Genomic DNA, 11569 nt, shown 5'->3' with positions numbered 1-11569 from the left:
CCCCGATGGGCGGCCTTTTTTTTGGGGGGACGGCGTCAGCGGATCGGGTTGCCGTATTCATCGCGCTCGTCGCGATGGATGTCGCGCACCGGCAGCGGTTCGCTCATCAAGGATTGTTCTTCGACCGTGGCGCGTTCGGGCACTACGGCCGCCAGTGGGGCGACCGGGCGCGCGAGCACCACGCTGTCTTCCCCGCGCTGCTGGCGCAGGGCGTTGGTGTAGCACTGCGCGGCGAGCGCGGGTTCGCCGCGTGCGGTGAAAACCTCACCCAGCGCTTCCCAGGCGGGGGAGCCGGCGCCGGCGGCGAGGGCACGGTGCAGGTAATCCTCGGCCTGGACGTGCTCGCCCTGGCGCGCGGCGATGCGGCCCAGCGCCAGCAGCAGGGCCGGGCTGGACGGCTGCTGGCCCAGCCAGCGCTGCAGGTTGGCCTGGCGGGTGGCCAGCTTCTCCACCGGCATCTGACCGTACAGCGTCACCAGCGATTCGTCCCAGCGCGTATCCAGCGCCTGTTCCAGGTTGAGCAGGGCCGGTTCATCCCAATCCAGCGCCACGGCGCGCAGCGCGTAGGCCGACACCACATCGGGGTCGCTGCGCAGGGCCTTCGGGGTGGCTTCCCACTGCGCGGCCAGCGCATTCACATCGCCCGCCTCCAGCAGCGACTGCGCGGCCAGGCGCACTTCCAGTTCGGCCACGGCCTCATCGGGCAGCACCTTCTGCTTGCGCAGCGCGCCCAGCTGGCCGTAGGCCTCGTGCGCGCGGTCGGCACGTGCCAACGCTTCGGTGCGCAGCCACAGGCCGCGTGGCGGCAGCGGCTGGATGCCCGGGGCATCCAGCGCGTTGATCGCATCCACCGGGCGCTCCTGCTGCAGCAGGCGTTCGGCCTGCATCAGCGCATAGGCGGTGGCATCAGTGGTGGACAGGCGCTGCAGGTACTGGTCCACCGCGGCCTGGTCCCCGCGCGCTTCGGCGCTGCGGATGGCGGTCACGTAGGCCACCGCGCTCACTTCTTCGTCCTCGGCGGCGGTGCCCAGCAGCTTCTCGGCGCGCTGCCAGTGGCCGTACTCGTGCGCCTGCATGCCTTCGATCAGGCGGGCGCGGCCCTGCTTGCGGCGGTAGCGGCCCCAGGCACGGAACGGCGAGGCCACCAGGCTCCACAGCAGCCACAGCACCAGCAGGCCCACCAGCACCATCAGTGCCACCTGCGGCACGGTGGAGCGGTAATCGTTGCCGCCGGCGCGGTAGATCACCTCGCCGTACTGGCGCAGCGATTCGGTGCCCAGCCATTGCGCGGCCACCACGCCCAGCACCACGGCCAGCAACAGCACCACCACGGATTGAATCGGCTTCATGTATCAACTCCCATCGCGCATGGCGCGCAGTTGCTGCAGGGTGCTGCCCAGTTCGGGCAGCGGCGGGCGTAGCACTTGGGTGCGCAACTGCTGCAGTTCACCACGACGCTCGCGCAGGCCGGGTGAATCCGGCCACAGCCGCGGCATCCACAGCGCCACCCGGTCCAATGCCTGTTCGAAACCGGCCTGGTCGCCACGTTCAACCGCGGCACGGGCCAGGGTCAGCTCCAGCTGCAGCGAATCCCACGCGGCGGTGCGCTCGGCGCGGGTCAGGGGGCCCTGCACCGCGGTGGGGGTGATGGTCACGAACGGAGCCAGCACCTGGTGCCACCACGGCGGCGCATCGGTGTCCGTCGCCGGAGCGATCTGTTCGGGCAGCGCCAGCAGCGACTGCGAGAAGTTGCCAAGGCGCTGGTTGATGCCGGCGCGCACGCCCGGGCCGAGGGCATCGACCGCGTTGCGTTCCTGCATCAGCGCTTGGCGCAGATTGAGGAATTCGGTGCCCTGGACGTCTTCCAGTGCCGTGGCGGCCAGTGCATACAGCCGCTTGGCGCCCTCCACGTCATCGGCGAAGGCCAAGCGCTGGCCGGCCTGGCTGAGCAGCAGTTCGGCCTCTTCCAGCTGCAGCGCCTGCGCGTTGTGGCGGGTGCTGTCGGCCAGCCGTGCCAGGTTCTCTTCCAGCAGGGCGTTGCGCTGGCTCAGGCCCAGCATTTCATCGCGCAGCACCCGGTTGGTGGCGGCTGCATCCTGCACCCGCTGCGAGGTGGAGCGCTGGTCGCGGCGCAGCGCTTCCACGCTGCCGGCCAGGCCCTGCACGAGCACGGCGGCATCGGCCTCGCGCTGCACGACACGCGCCTGCTGCGCCTGCCATTGGGTCCAGCCCCACGCGGCGCCACCGGCCACCACCGCAAGCGCGGCAAGCGGCACGATCCAGCGCAGCGGTCGGTGGGGCGGGGGCGGAACCATGTCGTTCATGCAGGCATCCTTGTCGACCGCGCCGGTGCATTCACGAGCTGGCGATCGACGAAGTGCACAGCATCGCTCGCCGCCCGCAGGCCCTGCAAGGCCGCAAACGACCCCTGTTCAGGAAGTTGCCGCAGTGGTGACAGCCGCGTGTGCGGCCTGCGCCAGCTGCGCCGGCAGCGGGCCGGCGGCGAGGGTGACCCGCGTGAATCCGGCGTCCGTCGCCAGCGCGGCCAAGCGCTCGCTGGCGGCCACCACGTGCGCCTGGCGAAGCTGCGCCAGCAGGTCCGCCGGCAGCTGTTCGCTGAGCAGCGCCAGGGCCTCGGCACTGCTCAGCGCCAGCACCCACGGCCCGGCCTGGTGGCGCAACCGCTGCAGTTGCCGGGGCGGCAGGCGCAGCGCCCTGCGCTGGTAAACATCCACCCGCTGCAGCGTCGCGCCACGGGCCTGCAGCGTACTGGCGATGATGCCGCGCCCGCCGGGGGCGGTGACCAGCGCCGCGCGCAGCCCCTGCAGCTGGGCGAGCGCCGGCAGGTCGAGCAGGCCTTCGCTGTCCATCCGGGTGGGGGCCACGACGTCGTCAACGCCGTGCCCGCGCAGCGCAGCGGCAGTGCCGGCGCCCACCGCCAGCCAGGTGCCGGCGTGCGGGGCCTGCAGCGGCTGCAGCCGCGCGGCGGCATGCACCGCCGCCGGGCTGCTGAACACCACGCGGTCGGCGCCCAGCGCCTGGGTCAGGGCCGCGCGGGTGCCCGCATCGTGGCGGGCCACCAGGGCCCACGGCGACAAGCCGATCACCTGCGCGCCCAGCGCTTCGGCCGCGCGCCGCAGCGGTGCGTGCTGGCCGCGCGGGCGCAGCGACACCAGGGTCCAATCCGGCACATGTGCGTGGCTGTTCATTGCAGGCATTATGCGAGGCCTTCGTTGCAACGTCGCCGTACTGATGTCTGAACAAGATTCCCTCCCTGCGCACCTGGCCTCACTGCAGCAGGTGCTGGAGCGCATGCCGCCGGTAGCGGCCATGCAGATCCGCGTGGATGCCTATGCCGATGGCGTGCTGGCCCTGCGCGCGCCGCTGGCCGCCAACGTCAATGACAAAGGCAACGCCTTCGGCGGCAGCCTGTCCTCGGCGCTGACCCTGTCCGGCTGGGCGCTGGTCACCCTGCGCCTGCGTCTGGCCGGCTTCGATGCCGATGTCTACGTGGCCGACAGCCACGTGCGCTACCTGGCCCCGGTCTATGAGGACCTGCTGGCCCAGGCGCAGGCGGCCGACGATGCGGACTGGGACACCTTCCTGGCCACCTTCGCCCAGCGCGGCAAGGCCCGCATCGAGGTGGTGGCCCGCCAGCCCGGCGAGGCCGGCAAGCCGGCAGCTGAACTGACCGGACGTTTCGTTGCCTTCGCAAGGCGGTAGGATGGGCGCCTTGCCGATTGGGGAATTCGCATGCGTCGCACCTTCCAGATCCTGCTGCTGGCCTTGCTGGCCCTGACTTCCGTGTCGGCATTCGCCGGCGAGCAGAAAACCACCAAGAAGCAGCGCAAGCAGCTCGAGGAAACCCAGGTCAAGTACGACTCGACCATGCGCTGGGGCACCGTGGAAGACATGCTGCCGTACCTGGACCCGGCCTACGCCAAGGAGCACCCGCTGACCGACCTGGAACTGCGCAGGTTCGAGCAGGTGAAGATCTCCAGCTACCGCGCCGGCGACAACGTGCCGCTGCCCGACGGCCGGATCGGCCGCAATGCCGAGGTCCGGGTGATCAATATCAACACCCAGTCCGAACGTTCGGTGCGGGTCAAGGAAATCTGGCGCTGGGATGCCGATGGCAAGCGCTGGCTGCAGGCCAGTGGGCTGCCGGACCTGTGGCAGGAATCCTGAGCTGGCCCAGGGCTGGACGCCGGTTCGCCCGCATGTGCGACAATCGGCGCCCGCTAATCGACCCGTGATCTAAGTGAATTACGAAGAGTTGCTGGCCTTTGCCGGCCGAAACCCGATGTTGTCGATGGCCTTCGTGGGCCTGACCGTCGCCATCCTCGTCACCGAGGTGCGCCGCCTGCTGCGCGGCTACAAGTCGATCAAGCCGGCCGAGCTGACCCAGCTGATCAATGCTGGCGGGGCGGTCGTGGTCGACCTGTCGGCGGGCACCGATTTCGAGAAGGGCCATATTGCCGGCAGCCGCAACGTGCAGCCTGCCCAGTTCGGACCGGAGCACAAGCTGGTGGCCAACGCCAAGCAGCGCCCGGTGGTGCTGGTGTGCCGCACCGGCACCGCCTCTGAAACCGCCGCCAAGGCCTTGAAGAAGGCCGGTTTCGAGCAAATGCACGTGCTCGACGGTGGCCTGCCCGCCTGGCAGCAGGCCGAGCTGCCGCTGGTCAAGGGCCGCAACTGATTTTGCCCGGATTGCGCGGCATGCCTTGTGCGCGCCGCCACACGCCCCCATCGCAGGGCATGTAACAATCCGTTTTTACTGCATTCATTCTGGAGCAACAGGAAATGTCCGAAGCGAACACCAACGGCGCCATCGCGCCGGCCGACGCCGCCACCGGCCCCGCGTTCACCGTCGAAAAGATCTACGTCAAGGACGTTTCCTTCGAATCGCCCAACGCGCCGGCCGTGTTCAACGAAGCCGTGCAGCCGGAGCTGCAGCTCAACCTGAACCAGCGCGTGCAGCGCCTGGGTGAGAGCGCCTTCGAAGTGGTGCTGGCCGTGACCCTGACCTGCAAGGCCGGCGACAAGACCGCCTACGTGGCTGAAGTGCAGCAGGCTGGCGTGTTCGGCCTGGTCGGCCTGGACCCGCAGTCGATCGACGTGCTGCTGGGCACCCAGTGCCCGAACATCCTGTTCCCGTACGTGCGTTCGCTGGTGAGCGAGCTGATCCAGGCCGGCGGCTTCCCGCCGTTCTTCCTGCAGCCGATCAACTTCGAAGGCCTGTACGCCGAAACCCTGCGCCAGCGCCAGGAACAGGGCGAAACCTCGCTCGCCGATTCCGAGCCGGCCGGCAACGCCTGATCGGCGCTGCAGCAATGAGCAACAACGCAGACAAGGTCGCCGTTCTCGGCGCCGGCTCCTGGGGCACCGCCCTGGCCAGCCTGCTTGCACGGCACGGTCGCCAGACCGTGCTGTGGGGCCGCGACGCGGCGATGGTCGAGGCCATCGACCAGCGCCACGAGAACACCCGCTACCTGCCGGGTATTCCGTTGCCGGAATCCCTGCGCGCCACCACGGACCTGACTGCGGCCGTCAAGGATGCCACCTGGATCCTGGTGGTGGTGCCGTCGCACGCGTTCGGTGAAACCGTGCGCGCGCTGGCGCCGCTGCGCCCGGCGGCTGCCGGCGTGGCCTGGGCCACCAAGGGCTTCGAACCCGGCTCCGGGCGTTTCCTGCATGAAGTGGCGCGCGAGGTCCTCGGGCCGGAAGTGCCGCTGGCGGTGGTTACCGGCCCGTCGTTCGCCAAGGAAGTCACGCTGGGCCTGCCCACCGCGATTACCGTGCACGGCGACGATGCCGAGTTCGCCCAGCAGGTGGCCGAAGCCATGCATGGCCCGGCGTTCCGCGCCTATACCGGCGACGACATGGTCGGTGCCGAACTCGGTGGCGCCATGAAGAACGTGCTGGCCGTGGCCACCGGTGTGGCCGATGGCATGCAGCTGGGCCTCAACGCCCGTGCCGGCCTGATTACCCGCGGCCTCAACGAGATGCTGCGCCTGGCCGCTGCGATTGGCGCCAAGCCGGAAACCCTGATGGGCCTGGCTGGCTTGGGTGACCTGGTGCTGACCTGCACCGGCGATCTCTCGCGCAACCGTCGCCTGGGCTTGGCGCTGGGGCGTGGGCAGTCACTGCAGGACGCGATCCGCGAAATCGGCCAGGTGGTGGAATCGGTGCAGACCGCCGACGAAGTCATGCGCCAGGCGCGACGCCACGGCATCGACCTGCCGATCTCCGACCGGGTCCGCGCCGTGCTGCACGGCGAGCAGACCCCGGAAGAGGGCCTGCGCGCGCTGTTGGCCCGCGAACAGAAGCCGGAGTATCCGGACACGCTGTTCAAATGATCAGGAAAAACCCCGGCATTGCCGGGGTTTTTTTTAACCCCGCCCGGATGCCCAGAACGCGAAAACCCAGCTTCCGCTGGGTTTCTGCGTGGCACCCCGACGAGGTAGGCACCATATAAGTGAAGCCCGGCCTACTAAGCCGGGCTTCATGGCGTGAGGGAGAGAGAGATCACGCCATCCAACAACGTACCGTGCAGCTACAGGCTTACCAGGTGAAGCGCGGGCCGACGAACCATTCCTTGTCGCCACCCTTGGCCAGCTTCACTTGGCCGCTCAGGCCCCAGTTCTGGTTGAACTTGGCCTGCGCGCCGACCAGGCCGTAGAACTCGCCGTCCGGGTTGATGCCGTGCTTCTTGCTGAAGTCTTCGTAGCCGGCCATCGCGTAGCCTTCGATCATCGGGGTGAACGCGGTGCGCACGCCCACTTCGGTGGCGTAACCGTTGAAATCCAGGCCTTCCTTCGGATCGAACTTCTGGTAGGCGACGCGGGCTACCAAGTCGGTGGTCGGCGCGATGCCGTAGTTGTAGCCCAGGCCCACGCGCCACTGGTCAACATCAACGTTGCCGCGGTCGGTTTCCTGCGAGTTGTAATCGCCAAAGACATGGAAGTTCGGCGCAATCGCGGCCGAGCCCTTCACCGCCCAACCGTCGGCGGAGCCGCCCTTGGTATCGGTGTTCACGTAGCCGCCTTCCACGTAGTTGTACGACAGGCCATCGGCAGCCGAAGCAGCGAACGGCAGGGCAGCAATCAGGCCCAAGGCAAGCAGGGAGGTCTTCATCATCGGGAACACACCTTTTTATTATTTGGTTTTGCCGACCGTCCCCCTTGGGGAGGGGAGAGAGAAGGACGGTCGACAGGTGTGAATTATCCGTTAGGCGATCTAATCAACCCTGAATATTGAACTGACCGGTACATGAATGAAGGGCGCGTTCAGGGAACTTGGTGGAAGGACTCACCGGCGTTGCGAACGACGTCTGCCAGAACCTGTTCCAGGTCAAAGCAACGCGCTTGCAGCCGAAGCCAGTGCATGTCGCTCGATGCTGGCGGCGAACAACGGGGTCTCGCGGCCGTTGTGGTTGCCGCCATCGCGCTGGCGGGCGTCGGCCGCGTCTTCGAACGGCGTGCCGTGTTCGGCGATGAAGTCCAGGAATTCCTGCGTGGGGTGGGCCACGACGCTGTTGGTGTATTCGCAGGTGTTCTCGTCGATCTTGTTCACGCTGAGCGTCCAGATCACCTGCACCCGCGTGCGACCGTTGGGCGTGAACGCGTCCGACGTGGATACCATGCGGCACAGGCTCGGCCTGGCGATTTCGGCCACGTAGTGCTGGACCATCAGCGTATTGCCGATCATCTCGACATTGATGGACATGCGCGTGCCATCGTCGGTGCGGGTCGAGCCAGCGGAGATATGGTCGGGCGGGCAGCAGCGCTGATACTCCGCTTCGGGCAGGTTGAACAGCCAGTCCGCGATGTCCACCTTCTCGATCGGCGCGTTGATGATCGCGGTGTAGGCGGAGGCGGACAGCAGCTTGTCGGTGATGATGATGTCGGACATGGTGGACTCCTTGGGTGAGGCCCCACTATCGATCCGGCACCGGGTGGCGCACAGCCATCTCTTGGTATGCACGGTTGGACCGGCGCGGACACCAGGCTGCATACCAAGGTTTTAGAACGCGGCCAGCCGCACGCCGTCCACGCTCGCAATGGCATCCAGGCGCACCACGCTTCCGTCGTCGAGGTGCATGTACTCGGCGCCCTCCTTCGCACGCAGGTCCGTGATCCGTGCCAGCGCCGTGCATTCCTCTCCCGCCGCGTCCACGTACACGATGGTCACGCGGCGTTGGCTGGTGGCGGTGGCTTCCAGCACATCGTGGAACTCGCAGTTGATCGGGCGGTAGGTTGTGGTCATTGCCGTAGTCTCACGCAACAGGACGGAGGGAACACCTGGGTTGGCTGGCCGGAACCCGGCCAGCACGGACCGCTGGAATCAACGCAGTTTGACGCCGGGGAAATCGACCGGCACCGCAAAGGCGACGTTGACGTAGTTGGTGAACAGATTCAACGCGACGTGGGCGAGGATTTCGACGATCGCTTCATCATTGAAGCCCACGTTCCGCAGCTGGGCGACATCGGCATCGTCGATCTGGCCACGGCCTTCCACCACGCGCAGCGCGAAGTGCAGCGCAGCAGCCGTCTTGGGATCCTCGGACTCACCGCCCTGCGCAGCGCTCATTTCCTGGCTGCTGGCACCGGCCTTGCGGCCCAGTGCGGTGTGCGCGGCCAGGCAGTACTCGCAGGCGTTGCGGTTGGCGATGGCCACGGCAATCTTCTCGCCCAGCGCGGCCGGAATGATGCCGCCGCCCAGCGCGCCGAACGATCCCCACATGCTCTTCAGGGCAGCGGTGGAATTGGCAACGGCACGGAACATGTTGGGGGTGGCACCGAAGGCGGAATGGATCTGGCCGAGCAGGGCCTGGCGTTCGCCGGTGGTGTCGGCGGCGTTGATCAGCGGGATACGGGACATGGTGTGGATTCCTTTGAATGCCGGCGCGGGGCGGCCGGTTGATGGGCATAATAGGAACCCGGTCGGGACGTTTGGTGTCTTTATGTCGCTCATAGATGTCAATTCGTCCAGTCCTTCCATCGACCGTCTGACCCCGGTGCTGGAGCGGTTCCGGGTCCAGGCCACGCTGTTCCATGCCGGCCCGCTGTGCGGGCACCAGCACTTCGACGCGCAGCCTGGCCGCGGCTTCCTGCACGTGCTGCGCCGGGGCGAAATGGACCTGCTGTATCGCGACGGCTCGCGCCTGGCGCGCACACATCTGAGCGAGCCCACGCTGCTGCTGTTTCCGCGCGCGGTGCACCACGAATTCATCAACCCGCCGGTGGACGGCTCGGACTTCACCTGCGCCACGCTCGATTTCGATGGTGGCGCCCGTAACCCGATCGTGCAGTCGCTGCCGGAAGCGATCGTGTTGCCACTGGGCGCCATTGACGGCCTGCAGGCGACGTTGGACCTGCTGTTCGCCGAATCGGACCAGTTGCGCTGCGGGTCGCGCCTGCTCGCCAACCGCCTGTTCGAGGTCGTGTTGATCCAGGTGCTGCGCTGGATCATCGACCATCCGGGCAAGGCGCAGGTGTCGCCCGGCATGATGATGGGCCTGTCCGACCCGCGCCTGGCCAAGGCACTGATGGCGGTGCACGCCGAACCCGATGCCGACTGGACCCTCGAACGCATGGCCGAACGCGCAGGCATGTCGCGCAGCGCATTCGCCGCTGCCTTCAAGACCGCCACCGGCACCACGCCGGCGGCGTATTCGCTGGACTGGAAACTCAACGTGGCCACCTCGCTGCTGCGCGCCGGTCGTCCGGTGAAGCAGGTAGCGCTGGAGCTCGGCTTCGCCGATGCGCCCACCTTTTCGCGCGCCTTCCGCCGGCGCACCGGCGCCTCGCCGCGCGAGTGGTTGAACGCGCACGGCGAGGCTGGGTAGTCAGGCGGTTACTTGTCCAGGAACGCGACCAGCGCGGGGATCGTCTGCTCCGGGGCTTCTTCCATCAGCCAATGGCCGGAGCCTTTGACGATCACGCCTTCCACGTTGGTGTCCACCAGCTTGGCCTGGTCAATCAGGAACTGGCCGCCGGCCTTCTCACCGGACAGCACCAGCATCGGCATGTGCAGCGGTGTCCTGGCGAAGCCCGCAAAGTCCTTGGCATCCTGTTCGAAGTTCTTGAAATACTCAAAGCCCGCGCGCATGCCGCCGGGGCGTGCGTATTCGGACGCATAGAACTGCCGGTCGGCCTCGGGCACGGAGTGCGTGCGGTCGGCGGCGAAGTCGTTCCAGAAGTGCTCGAAGTAGGTGCGCTCGCGGCCATCCACCAGCTTCAGCGGGGTTTCGCCGTAGAAGTGGAAGTGCCACAGATCACGCAGCAGCCACACGTGGGTCCAGTCGCCCACGCCGGGCAGGAATGCATCCATCAACACGATGCTGTCCACTTCGTCCGGGTACTGGGCGGCGTACGCGTAAGCCACCATCAGGCCGATGTCATGGCCGACGATCTTCACCTTGGGATAGCCCAGCGACTTCACCAGCGCATGGATATCCTGCGCCAGCGTCTTCTTGTCATAGCCGCCCTCCGGCTTGGAGGACTGTCCTGCACCGCGCAGGTCCGGCGCGATGACCACATGGCGGCCGGCCAGCTGCGGCATCAACGGGCGCCACATGTGGCTGGTTTCGGCATAGCCGTGCAGCAGCACCACCGGCGATGCATCGCCTTGGCCGGCCTGCAGGTAATGCAGGGTGACGCCGTTGACGTTGGCGTTGTGGCTCTGGATGGCCGCGCTGCCGGCCGCCTGCGCAGTGGCATGCACGGCCAGCATCAGCACCAGCGCGGTGGCGGCGCGGCGGAACGAACGGGAAAGCAGTTTCATGACGATTCTCCTGGAAAAGGGCGGGGCGTCAGAGCTGGCTCATGCCACCGTCGGCGATGATTTCGGTGCCAACGATGTAGGCCGATTCGGGTGAGGACAGGTGCAGCACGGTGGCGGCAATTTCTTCCGGGGTGCCGAAGCGGCCCAGCGGAATCTGGCTCTGGATCTGTGCGGCGGTGGCGTCCAGCGCGGCGGCATCCAGGCCGAGCTTGGTGTAGATCGGGGTGGACACCGGACCCGGGCTGAGCACGTTGACGCGCACGCCGCGCGGCAGCAGTTCGGCCGAGAGCGTTTTTGCGAGCGAGATCACGGCGGCTTTACTGGCCGCGTACACCGAGGTGTTGGGCATGCCGATGCGGGCGTTGATCGAGCCGTTGATCACCACCGACGCGCCCGGGTTGAGCAGCGGCAGCAGTGCCTGCAGCTGGAAGTAGGGGCCCTTGATGTTGGTGTTGAAGATCTGGTCCCACAGCGCTTCGTCCACGTCCGGGTAGGCGGCGAACTTCGCTGCGCCGGCGTTGACGAACACGGCGTCCAGGCGCACCTCGGCGGCGGCCAGGGTCTCGGCCAGGGCGCGCGCGGCGGCGATGTCGCCGGCATCGTTCACCACCACCAGCGCAGTGCTGCCCACCGCCGCTGCAGCCTGCTCCAATGCGGCGGCATCGCGGCCGGTGATGACCACCCGGGCGCCTTCGGCCGCGAAGGCCTTGGCTGCCGCCAGGCCGATGCCGCTGCTGCCGCCGGTGACAAGGACGGTCTTGCTGCTGAAACGGTTCATGCT

The 11569-nt window shown here is 67.5% G+C and carries 15 protein-coding genes; 6 read left to right on the top strand and 9 right to left on the bottom strand.

Annotated features, from left to right (window positions below; genetic code table 11):
• Window positions 1–35: 35 nt before the first annotated feature.
• The 3 genes from QE395_RS17845 to QE395_RS17835 all read right to left on the bottom strand — a co-directional run bounded on the left by QE395_RS17845 (window position 36) and on the right by QE395_RS17835 (window position 3209).
• A complete protein-coding gene (locus QE395_RS17845) occupies window positions 36–1349 on the bottom strand; it encodes a heme biosynthesis HemY N-terminal domain-containing protein (protein WP_306990163.1) in 1314 nt (437 codons plus the stop codon).
• A gap of 3 nt (window positions 1350–1352) precedes the next feature.
• Complete coding sequence (locus tag QE395_RS17840) at window positions 1353–2324, bottom strand: uroporphyrinogen-III C-methyltransferase (protein ID WP_306990161.1); 972 nt, start codon at window positions 2322–2324, stop codon at window positions 1353–1355.
• 108 nt (window positions 2325–2432) lie between these two features.
• On the bottom strand, window positions 2433–3209 hold the full coding sequence (locus QE395_RS17835; RefSeq protein ID WP_306990159.1) for a uroporphyrinogen-III synthase: 777 nt from the start codon (window positions 3207–3209) through the stop codon (window positions 2433–2435).
• Window positions 3210–3252: 43 nt separating this feature from the next.
• On the opposite strand from QE395_RS17835, the gene QE395_RS17830 reads away from it, so the two are divergent.
• The 5 genes from QE395_RS17830 to QE395_RS17810 all read left to right on the top strand — a co-directional run bounded on the left by QE395_RS17830 (window position 3253) and on the right by QE395_RS17810 (window position 6359).
• Window positions 3253–3723 carry a YiiD C-terminal domain-containing protein gene (locus QE395_RS17830; protein WP_306990157.1) on the top strand — a complete coding sequence of 157 codons (471 nt, stop codon included), beginning with the start codon at window positions 3253–3255 and terminating at the stop codon, window positions 3721–3723.
• A gap of 30 nt (window positions 3724–3753) precedes the next feature.
• Window positions 3754–4188 carry a hypothetical protein gene (locus tag QE395_RS17825; RefSeq protein ID WP_249833460.1) on the top strand — a complete coding sequence of 145 codons (435 nt, stop codon included), beginning with the start codon at window positions 3754–3756 and terminating at the stop codon, window positions 4186–4188.
• Window positions 4189–4261: 73 nt separating this feature from the next.
• Window positions 4262–4699 carry a rhodanese-like domain-containing protein gene (locus QE395_RS17820; protein WP_306990154.1) on the top strand — a complete coding sequence of 146 codons (438 nt, stop codon included), beginning with the start codon at window positions 4262–4264 and terminating at the stop codon, window positions 4697–4699.
• Window positions 4700–4803: 104 nt separating this feature from the next.
• Complete coding sequence (gene secB / locus QE395_RS17815) at window positions 4804–5319, top strand: protein-export chaperone SecB (protein ID WP_068848278.1); 516 nt, start codon at window positions 4804–4806, stop codon at window positions 5317–5319.
• A gap of 14 nt (window positions 5320–5333) precedes the next feature.
• A complete protein-coding gene (locus tag QE395_RS17810) occupies window positions 5334–6359 on the top strand; it encodes an NAD(P)H-dependent glycerol-3-phosphate dehydrogenase (protein WP_068848280.1) in 1026 nt (341 codons plus the stop codon).
• A gap of 205 nt (window positions 6360–6564) precedes the next feature.
• Here the strand turns inward: QE395_RS17810 and QE395_RS17805 are convergent, their stop codons facing one another.
• From QE395_RS17805 to QE395_RS17790, 4 genes are all read right to left on the bottom strand, one after another.
• A complete protein-coding gene (locus QE395_RS17805; RefSeq protein ID WP_068854490.1) occupies window positions 6565–7137 on the bottom strand; it encodes an Ax21 family protein in 573 nt (190 codons plus the stop codon).
• Window positions 7138–7353: 216 nt separating this feature from the next.
• The gene (locus tag QE395_RS17800; protein WP_306990150.1) at window positions 7354–7914 is read right to left on the bottom strand and encodes a hypothetical protein; all 561 of its coding nucleotides are present in this window, start codon (window positions 7912–7914) and stop codon (window positions 7354–7356) included.
• 111 nt (window positions 7915–8025) lie between these two features.
• Complete coding sequence (locus QE395_RS17795; protein WP_068848286.1) at window positions 8026–8268, bottom strand: hypothetical protein; 243 nt, start codon at window positions 8266–8268, stop codon at window positions 8026–8028.
• 78 nt (window positions 8269–8346) lie between these two features.
• On the bottom strand, window positions 8347–8883 hold the full coding sequence (locus QE395_RS17790; protein WP_306990147.1) for a carboxymuconolactone decarboxylase family protein: 537 nt from the start codon (window positions 8881–8883) through the stop codon (window positions 8347–8349).
• Between the two features lie 82 nt (window positions 8884–8965).
• Here QE395_RS17790 and QE395_RS17785 point away from each other — a divergent pair, with 82 nt between their 5' ends.
• Window positions 8966–9850, top strand: coding sequence for an AraC family transcriptional regulator (locus tag QE395_RS17785; protein WP_093535235.1), 885 nt, complete (start codon window positions 8966–8968; stop codon window positions 9848–9850).
• A gap of 8 nt (window positions 9851–9858) precedes the next feature.
• On the opposite strand, the gene QE395_RS17780 is transcribed toward QE395_RS17785, so the two are convergent.
• Together QE395_RS17780 and QE395_RS17775 are read right to left on the bottom strand one after the other, a co-directional pair.
• Window positions 9859–10788, bottom strand: coding sequence for an alpha/beta hydrolase (locus QE395_RS17780; RefSeq protein ID WP_306990144.1), 930 nt, complete (start codon window positions 10786–10788; stop codon window positions 9859–9861).
• Between the two features lie 28 nt (window positions 10789–10816).
• Complete coding sequence (locus tag QE395_RS17775; protein ID WP_306990142.1) at window positions 10817–11566, bottom strand: SDR family oxidoreductase; 750 nt, start codon at window positions 11564–11566, stop codon at window positions 10817–10819.
• Between the last annotated feature and the right edge of the window lie 3 nt (window positions 11567–11569).

Origin of the sequence: Stenotrophomonas sp. SORGH_AS_0282, from assembly GCF_030818125.1 — a bacterium.
Classification (GTDB): domain Bacteria; phylum Pseudomonadota; class Gammaproteobacteria; order Xanthomonadales; family Xanthomonadaceae; genus Stenotrophomonas; species Stenotrophomonas rhizophila_A.
The sequence above is the reverse complement of the archived record's forward strand: the minus strand, read 5'-3'. Positions and strand labels throughout refer to the sequence as shown.